This is a genomic window from Ruegeria conchae, from assembly GCF_000192475.1.
Lineage (GTDB): Bacteria > Pseudomonadota > Alphaproteobacteria > Rhodobacterales > Rhodobacteraceae > Ruegeria > Ruegeria conchae.
In genome coordinates, this window is record NZ_AEYW01000013.1 from 395,790 (window position 1) to 414,707 (window position 18,918).

At 56.8% G+C, this 18,918-nt stretch carries 18 protein-coding genes; 13 read left to right on the forward strand and 5 right to left on the reverse strand.

Annotated features, from left to right (window positions below; all coding sequences use genetic code 11):
- The first annotated feature begins 46 nt into the window (after positions 1–46).
- The 3 genes from der to G7G_RS0113890 all read left to right on the forward strand — a co-directional run bounded on the left by der (position 47) and on the right by G7G_RS0113890 (position 3,355).
- Complete coding sequence (gene der / locus G7G_RS0113880) at positions 47–1,510, forward strand: ribosome biogenesis GTPase Der (protein ID WP_010442037.1); 1,464 nt, start codon at positions 47–49, stop codon at positions 1,508–1,510.
- Positions 1,511–1,674: 164 nt separating this feature from the next.
- Positions 1,675–2,661 (forward strand): fatty acid desaturase, encoded by a 987-nt coding sequence (locus G7G_RS23045; RefSeq protein WP_010442038.1) that lies wholly within the window; start codon positions 1,675–1,677, stop codon positions 2,659–2,661.
- Between the two features lie 70 nt (positions 2,662–2,731).
- On the forward strand, positions 2,732–3,355 hold the full coding sequence (locus G7G_RS0113890) for a helix-hairpin-helix domain-containing protein (RefSeq protein ID WP_010442039.1): 624 nt from the start codon (positions 2,732–2,734) through the stop codon (positions 3,353–3,355).
- Between the two features lie 50 nt (positions 3,356–3,405).
- On the opposite strand, the gene serS is transcribed toward G7G_RS0113890, so the two are convergent.
- Positions 3,406–4,698 carry a serine--tRNA ligase gene (gene serS, locus G7G_RS0113895; protein ID WP_010442040.1) on the reverse strand — a complete coding sequence of 431 codons (1,293 nt, stop codon included), beginning with the start codon at positions 4,696–4,698 and terminating at the stop codon, positions 3,406–3,408.
- Between the two features lie 72 nt (positions 4,699–4,770).
- Entirely contained in the window at positions 4,771–6,435 is a 1,665-nt protein-coding gene (locus G7G_RS0113900; protein WP_010442041.1) for a mechanosensitive ion channel family protein, read from the reverse strand.
- A 192-nt stretch (positions 6,436–6,627) separates the two neighbouring features.
- Between G7G_RS0113900 and yajC the strand changes: the two genes are divergently transcribed.
- From yajC to G7G_RS0113955, 10 genes are all read left to right on the forward strand, one after another.
- Positions 6,628–6,915: a preprotein translocase subunit YajC gene (gene yajC, locus G7G_RS0113910; protein WP_010442042.1), complete on the forward strand. Its 288-nt coding sequence runs from the start codon at positions 6,628–6,630 to the stop codon at positions 6,913–6,915.
- Positions 6,916–6,948: 33 nt separating this feature from the next.
- Positions 6,949–8,610 carry a protein translocase subunit SecD gene (secD, locus tag G7G_RS0113915; protein ID WP_010442043.1) on the forward strand — a complete coding sequence of 554 codons (1,662 nt, stop codon included), beginning with the start codon at positions 6,949–6,951 and terminating at the stop codon, positions 8,608–8,610.
- 1 nt (position 8,611) lies between these two features.
- Positions 8,612–9,580, forward strand: a complete 969-nt coding sequence (gene secF, locus G7G_RS0113920; RefSeq protein ID WP_010442044.1) for a protein translocase subunit SecF — start codon at positions 8,612–8,614, stop codon at positions 9,578–9,580.
- Positions 9,573–10,319 carry a TSUP family transporter gene (locus G7G_RS0113925; protein ID WP_010442045.1) on the forward strand — a complete coding sequence of 249 codons (747 nt, stop codon included), beginning with the start codon at positions 9,573–9,575 and terminating at the stop codon, positions 10,317–10,319. The genes secF and G7G_RS0113925 overlap by 8 nt, the downstream gene beginning before the upstream one ends.
- Positions 10,320–10,329: 10 nt before the next feature.
- A complete protein-coding gene (locus G7G_RS0113930; protein ID WP_010442046.1) occupies positions 10,330–10,683 on the forward strand; it encodes an Mth938-like domain-containing protein in 354 nt (117 codons plus the stop codon).
- Positions 10,684–10,813: 130 nt separating this feature from the next.
- Positions 10,814–11,428 carry a heme ABC exporter ATP-binding protein CcmA gene (ccmA, locus tag G7G_RS0113935; protein ID WP_010442047.1) on the forward strand — a complete coding sequence of 205 codons (615 nt, stop codon included), beginning with the start codon at positions 10,814–10,816 and terminating at the stop codon, positions 11,426–11,428.
- On the forward strand, positions 11,425–12,081 hold the full coding sequence (ccmB, locus tag G7G_RS0113940; RefSeq protein WP_010442048.1) for a heme exporter protein CcmB: 657 nt from the start codon (positions 11,425–11,427) through the stop codon (positions 12,079–12,081). The genes ccmA and ccmB overlap by 4 nt, the downstream gene beginning before the upstream one ends.
- Positions 12,082–12,142: 61 nt before the next feature.
- Complete coding sequence (locus G7G_RS0113945) at positions 12,143–12,916, forward strand: heme ABC transporter permease (RefSeq protein ID WP_010442049.1); 774 nt, start codon at positions 12,143–12,145, stop codon at positions 12,914–12,916.
- Positions 12,913–13,071 (forward strand): heme exporter protein CcmD, encoded by a 159-nt coding sequence (gene ccmD, locus G7G_RS0113950; RefSeq protein ID WP_010442050.1) that lies wholly within the window; start codon positions 12,913–12,915, stop codon positions 13,069–13,071. Before G7G_RS0113945 ends, ccmD begins: the two co-directional genes overlap by 4 nt.
- Positions 13,064–13,606, forward strand: coding sequence for a DsbE family thiol:disulfide interchange protein (locus G7G_RS0113955; RefSeq protein WP_010442051.1), 543 nt, complete (start codon positions 13,064–13,066; stop codon positions 13,604–13,606). The genes ccmD and G7G_RS0113955 overlap by 8 nt, the downstream gene beginning before the upstream one ends.
- On the opposite strand, the gene G7G_RS0113960 is transcribed toward G7G_RS0113955, so the two are convergent.
- From G7G_RS0113960 to acnA, 3 genes are all read right to left on the reverse strand, one after another.
- Positions 13,601–14,302: an SDR family NAD(P)-dependent oxidoreductase gene (locus tag G7G_RS0113960; RefSeq protein WP_010442052.1), complete on the reverse strand. Its 702-nt coding sequence runs from the start codon at positions 14,300–14,302 to the stop codon at positions 13,601–13,603. The genes G7G_RS0113955 and G7G_RS0113960 overlap by 6 nt on opposite strands.
- A 115-nt stretch (positions 14,303–14,417) precedes the next feature.
- A complete protein-coding gene (locus tag G7G_RS0113970; RefSeq protein ID WP_010442053.1) occupies positions 14,418–15,920 on the reverse strand; it encodes a BCCT family transporter in 1,503 nt (500 codons plus the stop codon).
- A gap of 120 nt (positions 15,921–16,040) precedes the next feature.
- Positions 16,041–18,728: an aconitate hydratase AcnA gene (gene acnA, locus G7G_RS0113975; RefSeq protein WP_010442054.1), complete on the reverse strand. Its 2,688-nt coding sequence runs from the start codon at positions 18,726–18,728 to the stop codon at positions 16,041–16,043.
- Between the last annotated feature and the right edge of the window lie 190 nt (positions 18,729–18,918).

An 18,918-nucleotide genomic window follows, 5' to 3' on the forward strand; every position in this document is an offset into this window, starting at 1 on the left:
ACAAGATGCGCTAAAGGGCGCTTCTTGAGTCTTGAAAGATGAGAACATGTCGCTGACCCTCGCCATTGTGGGGCGCCCGAATGTGGGCAAATCCACCCTATTCAATCGCCTCGTGGGCAAACGTCTGGCTTTGGTCGACGACCAGCCTGGCGTGACACGTGATTTGCGCGAAGGCGAGGGCCGTTTGGGAGATCTGCGCTTTACTGTGATCGATACGGCGGGTCTTGAGGACGCGACCGATGACAGCCTGCAGGGCCGGATGCGGCGACTGACCGAGCGTGCTGTGGACATGGCTGATGTTTGCTTGTTCATGATCGACGCGCGGGTAGGGCTTACGCCGACCGATGAAATGTTTGCTGATATCCTGCGCAAAAAATCCAAGCATGTGATCCTTGCCGCCAATAAGGCCGAAGGCAACGCGGCCGATGCGGGTGTGCTTGAGGCTTACAACCTTGGTCTTGGCGAACCGGTGCGCCTGTCTGGCGAGCATGGCGAGGGGATGACCGATCTCTATGCCCAACTTATGCCACTGGCGGATGCGGCAGCAGAAAAGGCGCAGGACGACAGCCCCCAGATTGATATCGAACTGGACGAGGATGGCGAGGGTGAAGCCCCTTTGATCACGGCTGATAAACCTCTGCAGGTGGCTGTGGTTGGGCGGCCAAATGCGGGTAAATCCACTTTGATCAACAAGATCATCGGGGAGGATCGTCTGCTGACCGGCCCCGAGGCCGGGATTACCCGTGACGCTATCAGCTTGCGGATCGATTGGGCTGACCCAGATGGCGACAGCACACCGATGCGGATCTTCGACACAGCTGGGATGCGCAAGAAGGCCAAGGTGCAGGAGAAGTTGGAGAAGCTCTCGGTCTCGGATGGTCTGAGGGCGGTCAAGTTTGCCGAAGTCGTCGTGGTTCTGTTGGACGCGGCCATCCCGTTCGAACAGCAGGATCTGCGGATCGCCGATCTGGCTGAACGCGAAGGCCGCGCCGTGGTCGTCGCCGTGAACAAGTGGGACATCGAGGACAACAAGCAAGAAAAACTTCGTGACCTGAAAGAGTCGTTTGACCGTTTGTTGCCACAACTGCGTGGTGCGCCTCTGATCACGGTATCGGCCAAAACAGGTAGGGGGCTGGAGCGTTTACGCGCCGCGATCCTGCGTGCTCATGACGTTTGGAACCGCCGCGTGCCGACCGCAGCGCTGAACCGTTGGCTGACCGCCATGCTGGAACAGCACCCGCCTCCAGCGCCGCAGGGTCGTCGGATCAAGCTGCGTTATATGACTCAGGCCAAGACGCGCCCACCGGGGTTCGTCGTGATGTGCTCGCATCCCGACAAGATGCCCGCAAGCTACAACCGCTATCTGGTCAATGGGTTGCGCGAGGATTTTGACATGCCGGGCACCCCGATACGCCTGACTTTGCGTGGGCAGGGCGACAAGAACCCCTACAAGGGCCGTCGCAAGAAGAACGCAGGCGCCTTGGCCAAGCATCTCAAGGGACGCGCGTAACCGCGCTAATTTTCAGCATTTTCAGTGAGGGGGCGTGACAGCCCCGTTTCCGCGCGCTAGCATTCAAGTGCGTGCATTTGTATTTGTACGTGCTGCTTGATTGCGGGTTTGCCGCACGTAATTTGAGTTTGAGATTGGTCGGACCACCCTGGGGAGCGGGCGTGATGGATCTGAGAGAATATACAAGACAATACGCGGTACAGGACAATACGCTTGCCGCCCTTAGCTATTTTGGAACATTTGCGGTGTATTTCGCATCGCTGGCTTTGGCGATCACGTATGTGGACCAGTGGTATGTCATGATTCCGGCAGGGATCGTTTTTGCCTTTTCTGCAGTCCGTCTATACGTGCTGCAGCATGATTGCGGTCACCATTCGCTGTTTGAAACCCGTCTGCAAAACGAATGGGCTGGCCACGGATTGTCGCCATTTACCTTCGCCCCGTTCGAAGTGATGAAGCAGAACCATAATCTGCACCATGCTGGGATCGGAAACCTCGAACATCGCGAGACAGGTGAAATTCACACAATGACGCTGCGTGAATGGAACGAAGCCGATTGGAAAACGCGTCTGTTTTATAGGCTTTACCGGAACCCGTTCATTCTTGTGCCAGTTGGTGCTTTGTTCACCTACTTCATTCGCTATCGCTGGCCCAAGAATACTGTTCGGTTTGGGGTGATGGGTGTGCTGCTGCATAACCTCTCAATTATCGTGTTTCTGGGACTGCTTTACCTGATTGCAGGCGCCACCGGTATTTTAGTCTGGTTGGTCTTTTCTCTGCTCGGGGGCATGCTTGGTGTGTTTCTAGTGTATCTGCAGCATAATTTCGAAGACACCTATTGGGACCGACGTCCTGAGTTGGACCCCAAGCTAGCAGCGCTGGAAGGATCATCGGCATTGGATTTCGGTTGGTGGTTTGACAATGCCGTAGCTTGCATCACCTTGCACGACATTCACCACTTCAATGCGCGCATTCCGTCCTATCGTCTGCGCGCGTGCCACTATAACTTACCCCCGGAATACACGCCGCGTCGGATCAAATTTCCCGAAGCAGTGGCGGCACTGAACCTGAAGCTTTGGGATGAGGAAGCCAAACGCCTTGTCCCGTTCCCCAACAGAACAGAACAGCACCGGCTGGCCGAAAGCGGTTAACGCTACAAATGCTGTCAATCTCTCTACTTTTTGGTCGATGCCAAAACACTTACGTTGCCAGGTGGAGACAATGAAAGGAACCAACATGACCGCAGTTGCCGACGTGAGTGGGGTAGGGCCAACGCTGGAGCGGGCGCTGAATTCAAAGGGCTTCAAAACAGCAGAAGCCTTAGCCAAGGCCAAACCTGAAGACATGCTTGGTATTCCGCGCGTCGGTATTGCCCGCGCAACCAAGTTGATCGCAGCGGCGAAGGCTGTTGCAGGTGCCAAACCCAAGGCCGCGGCTCGTGCACCAGCACGCGGCTCAAGCACGCAAAAGCCAGCAGCAAAGCAATCTGCGGTACGTCGGGCAACTGCAAAAAGCAATGCCGCCGCGAACAAGGCCGAGGCCGAGCGAAAAGCCACAGAAGAACGCCTTGCGGCGGAGAGAGTCGCTGCCGAGGCCAAGGCGAAGAAAAAGGCAAAGGCCAAAGCCAAGGCTGAGAAGGCTGCGAAGAAGAAATCCGAAATGGAAGCAGCATTTTCCAAAGCCAAGGAAAAGGTCAAGGAAAAGTCCAAGAAGGGCAAGAAAGACAAAAAGCCCAAAAAGGACAACAAGAAGAAGGACGCTAAGAAGAAGTCTGACAAAAAGTCCGGCAAAACGTCTAAAAAAAAATCTGGTAAGAAGAGCAATAAGAAAAAGGCGAAGAAGTAACTCTTCTTCGCCTTGTCAATCGGGAACCGGCATCATCGATGCCGGTTTTGTTATGCCAGTTTACCGTCGATCTGTAGCGTAAGCTTGCCGCCCAGATAGGGGCCCAAGGCTTCAGGCAGGGTCACCGTGCCATCTGCGTTTTGGCCATTCTCAAGCACGGCGATCAGGCAGCGCCCGACAGCCAGACCAGACCCGTTCAAGGTGTGAACATATTCCGGCTTACCGCCAGCTTCTGGCCGGAAGCGTGCGTTCATTCGGCGGGCCTGGAAATCACCGCAGGTCGAAACCGAACTGATCTCGCGATAGGTGTCCTGACCGGGTAGCCAAGCCTCGATGTCATAGGTGCGACGTGCGCCAAAACCCATATCGCCCGTGCACAGAATGACGGTGCGATAGGGGATGCCCAGTTTTTCCAGAATGCCTTCGGCGCAGCGCAGCATGCGTTTTTGCTCGTCGTCCGATTTGTCCGGATGCGTGACCGAGACCATCTCGACCTTTTCGAACTGGTGCTGGCGCAGCATCCCGCGCGTGTCCCTGCCCGCCGAGCCCGCTTCGGACCGGAAGCACAGGGAATGCGCGGTATAACGGCGGGGCAGATAGCTTTCCTCGATCATCGTGTCGTTGACGATGTTGGTCAGCGACACTTCGGAGGTTGGGATCAACCACCAGCCCTCGCGGGTCTGATAGCTGTCCTCGCCGAATTTCGGTAGCTGGCCAGTGCCTTGCATCATTTCCGAGAGAACCAGGACCGGGCCGTTAACCTCGGTCAGCTCGTTCTCATTGATATGCGTGTCCAGCATGAATTGCGCCAGAGCGCGATGGATGCGCGCGACGCCGCCCGAGAGCAGCACAAAGCGCGAGCCAGAGAGTTTGGCAGCCGTCTCAAAATCCATACCGTTCTGAACGGCTTCGATTTCAAAATGCTCTTTCGGGGCAAAATTCAGTTCACCCGGCGTGCCCCAGCGGCTGATCTCGACATTGTCATTCTCATCCGCGCCCTCGGGCACATCCTCTGCCGGCAGGTTGGCGATACGGATCAACTGGTCGGTCAGCAGAGCGTCCAGGTCCTTGGCTTCGGTCTGCATCCGGGCCACTTCGGCCTTTTTCTCGGCCACCAGCGCGCGCAGACGTTCGAATTCGGCCTCATCGCCGCGCCCTTTGGCGGCACCAACCTCTTTGGAGGCCTTGTTTTGCTCCGCCTGCGCCGTCTCGGCCGCGAGGATTTTCGCGCGACGGCTTTCGTCTAGCCTCAGCAGGTCTGACGACACCGGCGCGTCCCCACGGCGCGCAAGGGCGGCGTCGAAGGCGGCTGGGTTTTCGCGAATGGCGCGGATGTCGTGCATGGTTCAGATCCTTAAATGCGTGAATCACTGAAACCGCTTATGCACCATCTGAAAGGAAGGGTGTAGCGCCGGTTACGACTTATCCGCGTCGTCGTGCGTTTCATGTGCCAGATGGCCATCCCACTCTTCCGCTGGGATCTTCGGCTCGGGCGGATCAGCCATGTACGAAGGTGTCATGATTTGCACGTTGTTTTCGTTGAACACGGCAACGATGTTGCGATGCAAATCCGAGCGGATCTTCGGGATGATACTGCCCCGTGTGCTATATCCGTTGATCTGATAATTGATCGCGTAATCCGCCAAAGCAGTCCACAAAACAAAGGGTTCGGGTTTGGCTTTGATGCTCTTGGTACGATGTGCGGCCTCGATCAGCATCGCTTCGACCTTCTCGGGCGGTTCTTCATATCCGATCCCAACCGTTGTATGCAGCAGCAACCCATTGCCATCGGTTTTTTTTGAGAAGTTCACCACGTCCGAATTCATCAATTGCGCGTTCGGGATCGAGATCAGCTCATTCTTGATCGACTTCAGATGTGTCTCCATCAGCTTGATCTGCACTACATCTCCGATGTGGTCTCCGATCTGGATACGGTCCCCGAGCGAAGTCGAGCGGCGATAAATCACGAAAAGCCCCGCCAGCATATTCGAGACCACCGAGTTCGCGCCCAGCGACAGCATCGCGCCGACAAGGATAGTCAGTCCCTGAAAGGCCGCAGAGTCCGATCCGGGAATGTAAGGGACAGCAAAGACTAGTGCGATCAGTATCACAACAACCCGGGCGATGTTAAACGTGGGGCCAATCCAGTGTTTCTCGAAATCGCCAAGATCGAACGATCCCGCTTCGACTGCGTCAAAGAACACGCGCATTCCCCGGATGATATACATCGTTATCCAGGTGATAAGCACCAGCATGATCAGGTTCGGGAAATAGCTGAGGATACCCTTGAAGATCAGCAGGACCGGCTCGGTCAGGTAGGTCAGCAGCAATTGCGCAAAGTATCGCGTTTCGGCAAAGGCCAGCAGAACGAAGGAGAGATAGTAATAGAAGCCAAGGAAAAAGATCACCAGCAATACGAAATTCAGGGCATACCGGATCAATGCCGCTATGGCCTCGGCCTGGACGCTCTTGGCGGTCGCGGTTTCGACGTTTTTGAGATAGCGTTTAACCAGTTTAAGCGTCCGCCGCCTGATGCGTCGGTGTAACCAGAGAATGATGACAACGAATAACGCGAAGCCGAGCGTCCAGGCCAGGGCCTCGATAGCACCCGAAACGCGTGCTTGTTCCGTGCGATTGGCGCGGTAGTTTTCGATCGCCTGTTCAATAGCTTGGCCGTGCAATAACCCGAGAACATTCAGATCCATTTGTTCAAGTTCGGAATCCGCATCGGTCACGATCGAAACCTGGATGCCATCGGCAAATATCCGGATCCCGAATTCAGAGTCCTCGAAGGTTATCGAAACTTTCTTTGCATCCGAGGATTCGGCTACTTCAATGATCTTGTTCTGAACACCCTCCGCCCGCTCGTTTGCGGGCAAAGCGCTGGAGCCGCGCACATGAAACAGTGTATCGCCATCAACGATAACTGGAGCCTGAAAGGTCTGTGTTTCAGAATCCTCTGTGTTTTGTTCTTCTCCGATTACGTTCTGTGACCAAAGTGGTGGTGCCAAGAGACAAAGAGAAACCGTCAAAAGGATTAGGCGAATAAACTTGCCAAAGGTCTGGATTAATTGAATCATTAGGCCCCCCTGGCCACAACTATATCCGACTTGCCGGGGCTGCCTAGAACATATCTGCAACGTCCCGCATCAATCCTGTGCACTTGATAGGTGAATTGCAGATGCGTTTGCTTGCAAACGTCTGAACCAAAGCATAGGTTCGCGCCAACTTTGCAGAGAGCCCTCTGCATTACCAGAACAAAGGAATATGTCATGGAAGGTGGCGCAATCGCCCAGTTTCTCCCGCTGATCCTGATTTTCGGGATCATGTATTTTCTGCTGATCCGCCCGCAGCAGAAGAAGATGAAGGAACATCAGGCCATGGTCGAAGCCGTGCGCAGGGGTGATCAGGTTGTCACGCAAGGTGGGCTGATCGGCAAGGTGTCCAAGGTCAAGGAAGGCGATAACGAGATCGAAGTCGAGATTGCCGAAGGCGTGAAGGTTCGCGTGGTCAAATCGACCATCGCTCAGGTTCTGAACAAGACCGAACCGGCGAAGTAACTTCGCGCGTTAAATCCTTGAAAAGGCAGGGTAATGCTGCAAATTGATTCCTGGAAACGGGTCCTAATATGGTCGGTCTGCGTGATCGGCCTACTGTTGGCCCTGCCGAATGCGTTCTATACACGCGTTGAGCAATCGAATGATGCCAAAGCCGCAATTGAGCTTGGCATCGATACACCTGAGATGCAGGCAGAGGCGGCGCAATGGCCGAACTGGCTGCCTTCATCGCTTGTCAATCTGGGTCTCGATTTGCGCGGCGGTGCGCATCTGCTGGCTGAAGTTAAGGTTGATGACGTCTACGAATCTCGGATGGAGGCGATGTGGCCCGAAATCCGCGATGCGTTGCGCGATGAGCGCGCCACGGTAGGCACCATTCGCCGACAAGACTCGGCCCCTGATGAGATTCGCGTGCGCATTAGTCAGCCCGAAGGTATGTCGCGTGCGCTGGAAGTCGTGCGCGGTCTGGCGCGTCAGGTGCAAACACTGACCGGGGTTGGGGCCACTGACATCGAAGCCCGCGCTGAAGGAGATACCATTGTCGTACAATTGTCCGAGGCTGAAAAGCTTGCCTCGGATGACCGTACGGTGCGTCAGGCGCTTGAGATTATTCGTCGCCGCATCGACGAAGTCGGCACGCGAGAACCGACAATCCAACGCCAAGGTGCTGACCGGATACTGATACAGGTGCCGGGCATCGGTAGCGCAGGTGAGTTGAAAGACATTATCGGCACCACGGCTCAGCTGACGTTCAACCCCGTGGTGGGGCGCGGTACTGATCCTGACGCCATCGCGGGTGTGGGTGAAGAAGTTGTTCCTTCGATCGATGAGGACGGGGTTTATTACACCTTGGAATCAGCGCCGGTGGTAACCGGGGAAGAGCTGGTCGACGCACAACCGTCATTCGATCAGAACGGACGCCCTGCGGTCAGCTTCCGGTTCAACACTTCTGGTGCCCGCAAGTTTGGTGACTACACGCTAGAAAATATCGGCGCGCCGTTCGCCATTGTTTTGGATGATGAGGTGATCTCGGCCCCTGTAATCCAAAGCCATATTCCTGGCGGTTCCGGCATCATCACCGGTAACTTCACGGTTGAGGAAAGCACCAATCTGGCGGTCCTGCTGCGTGCCGGGGCCTTGCCTGCGGGCCTGGAATTTCTTGAAGAGCGCACCATCGGCCCGGAGCTGGGGCAAGACAGCATTGATGCGGGTAAAGTCGCTACCATTGTGGCGTTTGTCGCAGTATTGGTGTTCATGGCGCTCAGCTATGGCCTGTTTGGCATCTTCGCCAATATTGCGCTGATCCTGAATGTGGGCTTGCTCTTCGGACTGCTCTCGTTGATCGGTGCGACGCTGACCCTTCCAGGAATCGCTGGCATCGTACTGACGGTCGGTATGGCTGTAGACGCCAATGTGCTGATCTTTGAACGCATTCGCGAAGAACTGAAATCTGCCAAAGGCCCTGCGCGCGCCATCGAGCTGGGCTATGAAAAGGCGCTTTCGGCCATTCTGGACGCGAACGTAACCACGTTCATCACCGCAACCATCCTGTTTGCCATGGGTAGCGGGCCGGTACGCGGGTTCTCCATTACACTTGGTCTGGGTATTCTGACCTCGGTCTTCACCGCGATCTTTGTAACGCGCCTGATGATCGTAATCTGGTTCGAACGCCGCCGTCCGAAAACGATCGAGGTTTGACATGAGACTGAAACTCGTACCGCAAAACACCTCGTTCGATTTCTTCAGCCGCTGGAAGATCTGGTTGGGAATCTCGGGCCTAATGATGGTGATCGCCTTCACGTCGTTCCTGCTGCAGGGGCTGAACTTCGGTATCGACTTCCGCGGGGGCACCACGATCCGCACGCAATCCGCGCAAGAGATCGACGTGGGCGCCTATCGCGACGCCATTGCGCCGCTGGAACTTGGTGATGTGACCATCACAGAGATTTTCGATCCGACCTTTGGCGAGGATGAAAACGTCGCCATGATCCGTATTCAGGCCCAGGATGGAGCCGAAGCTGTGTCTGCAGCAATCGTTACCGCCGTTGAAGAAGCATTGACTGTTGCCGCGCCGGACATTCAGTTCGTTTCGGTCGAATCTGTGGGCCCCAAGGTCTCGGGTGAGTTGATCCAGACCGCCGTTATCGCCGTCGCCTTGGCGATTGGTGCGGTGCTTGTCTACATTTGGCTCCGGTTCGAATGGCAGTTTGCTCTGGGTGCGGTCGCCGCGCTGGTGCATGACGTGATCCTGACAATTGGTATCTTCTCGGAACTGCAAATTCGCTTTGACCTGGCCATCATCGCGGCGCTCCTGACCATTGTCGGCTATTCGCTGAATGACACCGTGGTTGTCTTTGACCGCGTTCGCGAAAACCTTCGCAAATACAAGAAGAAAGACCTCAAAGAGGTTTTGAATATCTCGATCAATGAAACGCTTAGCCGGACGGTGATGACCTCGGTGACCACGCTGCTGGCGTTGATCTCGCTTTACGTGCTGGGCGGTGACGTGATCCGCGGCTTCGTCTTCGCGATGATTTGGGGCGTGATTGTCGGGACCTATTCGTCGGTCTTCGTGGCCTCGACCATCCTGCTGTGGCTGGGGGTCAAACGCGACTGGTCGAAGCCGTCGAACACGGCGGGCAACCAGTTTGCCAACATCGATGCCTGAGTATTTCGGCCAGACCCCAACCGGTCTGGCCGTTATCATTTTCGCTGCCTTTGTTGGGGGCATCGTGCGCGGTTTCTCCGGCTTTGGCACGGCCCTGATATTCCTGCCCATCGCCAGCCCCTATCTTGGACCTTTCGGCGCGATCATCGCGCTGACAGTTATGGACATATTCGGTCCCATCCCAAACCTACGCCGCGCATGGTCTGTCGTCGACAAAGGAGATTTGGCGCGCCTTCTACTCGGATGCGCATTAGTTCTGCCGGTCGGCTTATGGCTGCTGACGCTTACGCAACCCGAAGTATTTCGCTATTTGGTCAGTGTGATCTCGTTGTCGATGCTTGTCGTACTGATATTTGGTCTGCGCTATCGCGGGACGGTGCGGCGCCGCATGGTTGTGGCAATTGGCGGGGTAGCGGGGCTACTCGGTGGAGTGGCCGGGATTCCCGGACCAGCTGTCATCCTGTTCTACATGTCGCGTTCATTGCCAGTTGAGATAATCCGCGCGACGATCCTGCTGTTCCTGTTTGTTTTCGATTTGCTGATCCTTGGATACCTCGGCGGGATGGGGCGTCTTTCGATGGCGAGCATCGGATTGGGCCTCGCGCTGGCGATCCCCAACATCGCCGGTAACTGGCTGGGGGGCTGGATGTTTCGACCCGAACATGAAAGGCCGTACCGCGCCGCAGCCTATCTGGTGATCGCAACAGCGGCCTTGTCCGGCCTGCCGCTTTGGGGCTAGAACCCCGCACATGCGTTTGAACGAGATCACATATACAAACGCCCAACCCGTCGATGGCTATGGACCTGGCTTCTTTCGGATCGGGGGGCAGGTTTATGACGGGGCAGTCTTGACGGGCCCCACTGGCACATCGGCCTGGGCGGGTTACTCCGACGCCCAGGCGTTGCTGGCCTTGTCCGAACATGTCGACGTTCTGTTCATCGGTACGGGCAAAGACCTGACCCACATCCCCGCCGACCTGCGTACCACATTGGAAGAGGCGGGGCTGGGTGTCGAAATCATGAACTCTCCGGCTGCCTGCCGCACCTACAACGTGCTGCTTTCCGAAGGCCGCCGCGTTGCGCTTGCGCTGATACCGGTCTGAGGATCTGTTCTTCATCTGGCTAAAAATATCCCAGGGAGTGTGAGGGGCTGGCCCCTCACTGCGATCCAACCAGCCTCTCTGCGGCAATTCCGACCTTTTGCCTACACGCACAATCCGCTAAGCGGGCTTCATGACTTTGAAAGTAACCGACCTGGCCATCGCACGCGGCGGTGTCCCCGTGCTCGAAGGGCTGAGCTTCTCGCTTGAGGCCGGAAATGCGCTGATCCTGCGGGGGCCGAACGGGATCGGAAAGACAACATTACTGCGTACGCTTGCGGGCCTGCAGCCGCCGCTGGTGGGACAGATCGAAGGGGCAGAAGACCAGATCGCTTATGCGTCCCATTCTGACGGGTTAAAGCCGACCCTCACCGTGGTCGAAAATCTCAACTTCTGGGCGTCGGTCTTTGGGACCCGTGATATCCAGCACGCTTTGGATGCATTCGCCCTGAACGAACTGGCCGACCGCCACGCCGGCAACCTATCGGCGGGGCAGAAACGGCGTCTGGGATTGGCGCGAATGCTGGTTACCGGTCGCCCGATCTGGATGCTGGATGAGCCGACAGTCTCGCTGGATCGTCACGCCGTGGAGATGTTCGCGGATGCGGTGCGCGCGCATCTGGGGCAGGGCGGCTCTGCTTTGATCGCCACCCATATCGACCTTGGTCTGGATGGAGAGGTACTAGACGTCGGTCCCAATAAGGCCAAACCCAAACCCTTCGACGATTTCGATGGAGGCTTCCTGTGATCGCTTTATTGCTGCGTGATCTGAAACTGGCCTTCCGCGCAGGGAGTGGCTTTGGCCTCGGTCTTGCTTTCTTCCTGATCGTCACAGTTCTGGTGCCATTTTCGGTAGGCCCGCAATCCTCATTGCTTTCGACCATCGCGCCGGGCGTTCTTTGGCTGGGCGCGCTTTTGGCGTGCCTGCTTTCGCTGGACCGTCTGCTGGCGCTGGATTGGGAAGACGGCTCGCTTGATCTGCTTGCCACCGCGCCGCTGCCACTGGAGTCGGTCGTCACCATCAAAGCGCTAGCCCATTGGTTGACCACAGGATTGCCGCTGGTGTTGGCTGCGCCGTTTCTGGGCGTTTTACTAAACCTGCCTGTACCTGGGTTTTCGTGGCTGGTGATCTCACTGCTGCTTGGCACCCCGGCGATGAGCGTTATCGGCACCTTCGGCGCCGCCCTCACCGTGGGCCTGAAACGGGGCGGTCTGCTCCTGTCGCTTCTGGTTTTACCGCTTTACGTGCCGACATTGATCTTCGGGGCCGAGGTTGCCCGACGCGGTGCGACAGGCATGGAGACGCAAACGCCCCTGCTTATGCTGGCAGGGATTACTGCCGCAACGGTCGCACTTTTACCCTTTGCCAGCGCAGCGGTTTTGCGCATCAATCTTAGGTGATGGCAACAAAGCTTGACTGAGGTCAATTGAGAACCACGCCGACTCGGACTAGATAGTGCCCATGACAATCGCAGCCAAAGCCAACGCCCTTTGGGAATACGCCAATCCGCGCAAGTTCCTCGCCACCAGCGAGCGGGTTCTTCCGTTCTTCTGGATCGGTGCAGGTCTGTGTCTGGTCGTAGGATTGATCTGGGGTTTCTTCTTTACCCCTGATGACTACAAACAAGGCTCGACCGTAAAGATCATCTACCTGCACGTGCCTGCCGCGCTGATGGCGATCAATTGCTGGATCATGATGCTGGCGACCTCGCTCGTCTGGCTGGTGCGCCGCCACCATGTGAGCGCATTGGCCGCCCGCGCCGCTGCGCCGATCGGCATCGTGATGACGTTGATCGCTTTGGCCACCGGAGCGATCTGGGGCCAGCCCATGTGGGGTACATGGTGGGCCTGGGATCCGCGCCTGACCTCGTTCCTGATTCTGTTCCTGTTTTATTTGGGTTATGTCGCGCTATGGGAGGCGATCGAAGATCCGGACACCGCGGCTGATCTGACCTCGGTCCTTTGCCTCGTGGGCTCGGTCTTTGCATTCCTCAGCCGGTATGCGGTGAATTTCTGGAATCAGGGGCTGCATCAGGGGGCTTCCGTGATGCGTGCAGGGGCGATCACAGGTACGGATACCGAGGAGAAGGTTAGCAACATCTACTTCTATCCGCTGCTCCTGTGTATCATCGGCTTTGTGCTTCTGTTTATCGCGCTGGTCTTCTATCGCACGGGCACCGAAATCCGAGCCCGTCGAACCAAGGCGCTGATGGCGCGGGAAAGGGTGAACGGATGATCCCTGATCTTGGAAAATATGCCGATACTGTTTTGTGGTCCTATGTTGTATCCATCGGGCTTCTGATTGCGCTGGTGGGATTCAGCGTGATCCGAGGCCGCAAGGTGCGGGCTGAGATGGAGAAAGTCGAACAGAGGATGTCGCGCAATGGCTAAGATTTCGCCCCTGATGATCGCGCCTCCTCTGATTTTCGGAGCCTTCGCTGTGCTTGCTGGAATCGGCATGTTCCGCGACGACCCCAATGCCTTGCCTTCGGCGCGCGAAGGGCAGCCTGCTCCGCCCGTCGTTCTGACAGAATTCGCGGGTAAACCCGGTTTCGACGATGCCACCCTGCGTGATGGTGAGGTCAAGCTGGTCAACTACTGGGCCAGTTGGTGCGCCCCGTGCCGCGTCGAACACCCCAACCTGCAGGCTTTGTCCGACGAGGGGATTCCAGTTTACGGCATCAACTACAAAGACCAACTGGACAATGCCGAGGCTTTTTTGACCGAGCTGGGTGATCCCTATGCCGGGATCGGACGGGATGAACAGGGCCGTATGGGGCTGGATTGGGGCGTCTACGGCGTGCCCGAGACCTATGTGGTCGATGGTGAGGGCACGATTATTCTGCGCTGGGCCGGGCCGATTACGCAGCGGGTGATCGAGAGCACGATCCGCCCGGCGCTTGAGAAAGCCGCGGGGGGCTCATAAGCGATAGCCACCCGTCACGGTTAACACCTCGCCGGTGATAAACGACGCGGCATCCGAGGCCAAGAATCTAACAGCCTTGGCGATATCATCGGGCTTTCCCGCGCGTCCTAAGGCGGTGTCGTTGACAAACAGAGCAGTCAGTTCCTCTGATCGAGGTGCTTCGGGAATGTTAATCGCGCCTGGCGCCACTGCGTTGACACGTATCCCCTCGGGCCCAAGCTCTTTGGCCATGGCGCGGGTCCACAGGTTCAAGGCCGCTTTACTGGCGCCATAGGTCACTGCGTCTCGGGGGGGCAGGACTGCGTTCATTGATGAGATGCTGACGATTGAGGCATCGCGTTTCAGATGCGGCAGCGCGGCGGTTAACAACGCGGCTGGAGCCAGTAGGTTAAGGTCCAGAATGGCGCGATGATTCTCGGCCTGAAATTCTTCTTTCGGCGTAGATTTCACCAGACCGGCGTTATTGACGATCACATCAAGCCGCCCAAAGTGCTGCACTACCTGTTCGATCACCTTGGCAGGCTGATCTGGCGCAGATAGGTCGGAACGTATAGCCAGTTTATCCCCGACCAAAAGATCTGGCATCGGTTCGCTCGACAGCCATGTAAATGCAATGCGGTGATCGCGGCCCAGGTCTTCGACGATTGCGCGCCCAATGCCGCGCGCGCCGCCGGTTATCAATGCGACTTTTTCCATAGTCGCAGAAAATCGGTAAAGCGGCAGAGATTCAAGCAGCTACTTGCGAACCAAAATCCAGATCATTGCGCCGATGAAGGCAAATGTGGTGAGGTTCATCAGGGTGTCTGTCAGATCACCGATCAGCATGGATTTGCCCCTCCTCTCGTAACCCTCGGAATAGGCAGACCATCAGCAGAACCGAGATGAACACAAAGGGTAGCGCTCCAAGTGAAATCAGGACTTTGACCGAGTCCACCGAGCCCGACAGGATCATCGCGACGCTCAACAGGCCCAGTAATGCGCCCCAGAGCAGGCGCACGCGCGGTGGCGGATTTTCATCCCCCTCGGTCGAGAAGGTGCCCAGCACAAAGGCCGCGCTGACGACGCTGGTTACGATGAACAGAAACGCCGCGGCTACGGTTGCGAGTGTTGTGATCAGCGACAGCGGCAAACGGTCGAGCAGGGCAAAAGTTACACGCTCGATGTTTGTTTGCGTATAGGCCAACAGCTCTCCGGCACCGTTGAGCGCCTCAAACAGACCAATGCCGCCAAAGGCACCAAACCAAAGGATCGAGAACAGTGTGGGTGCGAAGAGCACTCCGATCACGAATTCTCGGATCGTGCGACCGCGAGAGATACGCGCGACGAACACGCCGACAAATGGCCCCCAGGCGATCCACCAGACCATGTAGGTCAGGGTCCAGTCGCTGAACCATTTGGTGACGTCATCGCCGAAGAACGTGAAGGTCTGAAAGCCCCGAGGGATGACATTGGTGACGTAATCGCCGAACCCCTGAACCACAGTGTTCAACAGATACTCTGTGGGGCCGAGGACAACCGTATAGGCCACAAGGCAGATCGCGATCAGCATTGCTGCATTCGACAAACGCGCCATGCCTTGGCCAAGGTCAATCAACAGAGCAGGGATATAGGCTGCGACCATCGCCAGGAAAACAACGCCGATCAGAAGGGCACCAACCGTTTCCCGACCACCCAGAACCGCGATCCCGTCCGCAACCTGAAACACGCCCATGGCCATGGAGCCGCCAACGCCGATGGCGATGGCGACGATGGCCATGAAATCCGACAGCCACCCGACCCGCTCGGCCCAGCGTTCACCGGGAAACAGGCTTTTGATCGGGGCGCTGACCATCATGCCCGTCCCGCGCCGAAAGCTGAAATAAGCGATGGTCAGCGCGGTGGAGCCGTAAATCGCCCAGGCGTGCAGGCCCCAGTGGAAGTTTGTCGCCAGCATCGCCTGCTGCGCGGCAACAAAATCGGGGGCCATGCCTGAGATGAAGTTGAAATGGGTTAGTGGCTCGGCGACGGCCCAGAACAGCAATCCGACGCCCATTCCGGCCGAGAATAGCATTGAGATCCAAGTGGCGGTCGAGAACTCGGGCTCTTCATCATCCCGGCCCAAACGAATGTTGCCATAGGGCGAAAATGCGAGAACCAAACACCCGATCAACATGCCCGAGGCCGCGAGCATCACGAACCATCCGCGACTGTGGAAGGTTTGCTGCACGATGCCGTTGGCCCAAGTCACCAGGCTCTGGATATCGATCACGCCCCATATCCCGATCACCGAGATGACGCTGAGCGAGCAAACCAGCAAGGCGTTAGGTTTTTTCATAGTGATTGGGTTCCAGATGTGCTTTCGCCTAACAGTTTCAGACTTTTGAATAAATGACCAGAAAACAAAACCCCCGGCGCTGGGCCGGAGGTGAAGATCGGATTGTAAGCTATTGCGTTACTAAGATTTTGCGAGGTTGCGCAGCACATATTGCAGCACACCGCCGTTTTCGATGTACTCGATTTCGGGCGCGGTATCGATGCGGCACTTCAGGGCGATCGTCTTCTCGGTCCCATCGCCATATACGATTGTGCAGGGCACCTCTTGCAGTGGTTCAACCGAGTCCAATCCGTGGATTGAGACGGTTTCATCGCCTTTCAGACCCAGCGTTTTGCGATTATCGCCGCCTGTGAACTCGAACGGGATCACACCCATTCCGACGAGGTTCGAGCGGTGGATACGCTCAAAGCTCTCGGCGATCACGGCTTTGACACCTAACAAAGCAGTCCCTTTGGCCGCCCAGTCGCGCGAAGACCCCGCGCCGTATTGCTCGCCCCCGAAAACGACCAGCGGTGTGCCGTTTGCCTGATAGGCCATCGAGGCGTCATAGATCGACGTCTGCTCGCCATCGGGTCCTTTTGTATAGCCGCCTTCAACGCCGTCCAGCATCTCGTTCTTGATGCGGATATTGGCGAAGGTGCCGCGCATCATGACCTCGTGGTTGCCACGGCGCGACCCGTAGGAATTGAACTCGCGCGGCTGAACCTGACGTTCAATCAGGTACTTACCAGCCGGAGTTGTTGTCGCAAAGGACCCAGCGGGTGAGATGTGATCGGTGGTGACCATATCACCCAGAACGGCCAGAACCTTCGCCCCGTCGATATTCGAGATTGTGCCGGGTTCATGTCCCATGCCCTGGAAATAGGGCGGGTTCTGGATGTAGGTCGAAGCAGGTGGCCAGTCGTAGGTTTCTGCATCGGTGGTATCAACCGACTGCCATTTCTCGTCGCCTTTGAAAACGTCGGCATATTTCGACTGGAATGCCTCGCGCGTCACGGTTTCCTGCACCAGATCGGAGATTTCCTTTTGGCTCGGCCAGAGGTCTTTCATGAAGACATCGTTACCGTCCTTGTCCTTGCCGATTGGCTCGGATGTCAGGTCGATATCCATGGTGCCCGCCAGTGCGTAAACGACAACCAGCGGCGGTGAGGCCAGATAGTTGGCGCGGACATCAGGCGAGATTCGACCTTCAAAGTTCCGGTTCCCCGACAGAACCGAGGTTGCGACCAAATCACCCTCGGCAATCGCTTCGCTGATTTCTTTCTGGATCGGACCCGAGTTACCAATACAGGTGGTGCAGCCATAGCCCACAAGGTTAAAGCCGATCGCGTCCAGATGTTCCTGTAGACCAGCAGCTTCAAGATACTCGGACACTACTTGCGACCCAGGGGCCAGAGAGGTTTTGACCCAAGGCTGACGATTCAGGCCCAGCTCATGCGCTTTCTTCGCCACCAGACCAGCGCCAATCATGACATAGGGGTTCGACGTATTGGTGCAGGAGGTGATCGAGGCGATTACAACCTTGCCGGACTCCATTCCATATTCTTCACCTTTGACTTCGACCTGCTTTCCCATCGGGCGCTTGAAGGTCTCAGCCATTTCCTTGGTGAAAGCGGCTTTGGCATCGGTCAGGGCAACATAATCCTGCGGACGTTTCGGGCCCGAGATAGCGGGAACGATCGTGCCCATGTCCAGTGACAGGGTGTCGGTGTAGATCGGGCTGTAATTCTCATCCCGCCAGAACCCGTTTTCCTTGGCATAGGTTTCGACCAATGCCAGACGATCCTCATCGCGCCCGGTATTGCGCATGTAGCGCAGAGTTTCGCCGTCGATGGGGAAGAACCCACAGGTCGCGCCGTATTCGGGGGCCATGTTGGCGATGGTCGCCCGGTCGGCCAGAGGCAGCCGGTCCAGTCCTTCACCGTAGAACTCGACGAATTTACCAACCACACCTTTCTCGCGCAGCATCTCAACGACCTTCAGAACAAGATCGGTGCCGGTTGTGCCTTCGACCATCGAACCCGTCAGTTCAAAGCCCACAACCTCGGGGATCAGCATCGAGATCGGCTGACCTAGCATCGCGGCCTCGGCCTCGATCCCGCCGACGCCCCAACCAAGAACCGCCATACCGTTGACCATGGTGGTATGGCTGTCGGTACCGACAAGCGTGTCGGGATAGGCGACTTCTTCGCCGCTCTGGTCCGTATCGGTCCAGACGGTCTGGGCCAGATATTCAAGGTTCACCTGATGGCAAATGCCGGTGCCGGGGGGCACAACGCGGAAGTTATTGAACGCACCCTGACCCCATTTGAGGAACTGGTAACGCTCCATATTGCGCTCATACTCGCGATCCACGTTCATCTGAAACGCGCGCGGGTTCCCGAACTCGTCGATCATGACCGAGTGGTCGATGACCAGATCAACCGGGTTGAGTGGGTTAATTTTCTGGGCGTCACCACCCAGTGCCTTGATGCCGTCGCGCATCGCTGCCAGATCAACCACAGCCGGGACGCCAGTAAAGTCCTGCATCAGCACGCGGGCAGGGCGATAAGCAATCTCGCGCGGGTTCTTGCCGCCATTTGCGCCCCATTCGGCGAAGGCCTTGATGTCATCTACGGATACCGAGAACCCGTCATCCTCGAACCGCAGCATATTTTCCAACACCACTTTCAGCGCGGCAGGCAGGTTCGAGAAATCACCCAGGCCTGCTTCTTGAGCAGCTGGAATCGAGTAATAGGAAATGGATTTACCATTCACGTTCAGACTGCGGCGTGTTTGGGCTGTGTCCTGTCCGACCTTGATGGGCATCTTTGGCCTCCCTCTCGAATGATTTGGATACTAGAGTTCGCTATGGCTTATCTGCATCACGGCACGCGTTGTTTCAAGGTGCAACGGCTCACATACATATAAAATTGTATACCATTGCACACATTTTGCCGAAGATTGAAGGTTTCGGTCTCAAGAAACCTTGATTGGCAGTTTTTTCAGTTTCGATCTA

Excerpts from the sequence above, each read along its gene's own strand:
- G7G_RS0113970 (WP_010442053.1), bottom strand. The coding sequence starts at position 15,920 with ATGAAAAAACCTAACGCCTTGCTGGTTTGCTCGCTCAGCGTCATCTCG.
- G7G_RS0113945 (WP_010442049.1), top strand. The coding sequence starts at position 12,143 with ATGACAATCGCAGCCAAAGCCAACGCCCTTTGGGAATACGCCAATCCG.
- G7G_RS23045 (WP_010442038.1), top strand. The coding sequence starts at position 1,675 with ATGGATCTGAGAGAATATACAAGACAATACGCGGTACAGGACAATACG.
- der (WP_010442037.1), top strand. The coding sequence starts at position 47 with ATGTCGCTGACCCTCGCCATTGTGGGGCGCCCGAATGTGGGCAAATCC.
- G7G_RS0113955 (WP_010442051.1), top strand. The coding sequence starts at position 13,064 with ATGGCTAAGATTTCGCCCCTGATGATCGCGCCTCCTCTGATTTTCGGA.
- G7G_RS0113900 (WP_010442041.1), bottom strand. The coding sequence starts at position 6,435 with ATGATTCAATTAATCCAGACCTTTGGCAAGTTTATTCGCCTAATCCTT.
- acnA (WP_010442054.1), bottom strand. The coding sequence starts at position 18,728 with ATGCCCATCAAGGTCGGACAGGACACAGCCCAAACACGCCGCAGTCTG.
- secD (WP_010442043.1), top strand. The coding sequence starts at position 6,949 with ATGCTGCAAATTGATTCCTGGAAACGGGTCCTAATATGGTCGGTCTGC.
- secF (WP_010442044.1), top strand. The coding sequence starts at position 8,612 with ATGAGACTGAAACTCGTACCGCAAAACACCTCGTTCGATTTCTTCAGC.
- G7G_RS0113925 (WP_010442045.1), top strand. The coding sequence starts at position 9,573 with ATGCCTGAGTATTTCGGCCAGACCCCAACCGGTCTGGCCGTTATCATT.
- serS (WP_010442040.1), bottom strand. The coding sequence starts at position 4,698 with ATGCACGACATCCGCGCCATTCGCGAAAACCCAGCCGCCTTCGACGCC.
- yajC (WP_010442042.1), top strand. The coding sequence starts at position 6,628 with ATGGAAGGTGGCGCAATCGCCCAGTTTCTCCCGCTGATCCTGATTTTC.
- G7G_RS0113890 (WP_010442039.1), top strand. The coding sequence starts at position 2,732 with ATGAAAGGAACCAACATGACCGCAGTTGCCGACGTGAGTGGGGTAGGG.
- G7G_RS0113960 (WP_010442052.1), bottom strand. The coding sequence starts at position 14,302 with ATGGAAAAAGTCGCATTGATAACCGGCGGCGCGCGCGGCATTGGGCGC.
- ccmA (WP_010442047.1), top strand. The coding sequence starts at position 10,814 with ATGACTTTGAAAGTAACCGACCTGGCCATCGCACGCGGCGGTGTCCCC.
- ccmD (WP_010442050.1), top strand. The coding sequence starts at position 12,913 with ATGATCCCTGATCTTGGAAAATATGCCGATACTGTTTTGTGGTCCTAT.
- G7G_RS0113930 (WP_010442046.1), top strand. The coding sequence starts at position 10,330 with ATGCGTTTGAACGAGATCACATATACAAACGCCCAACCCGTCGATGGC.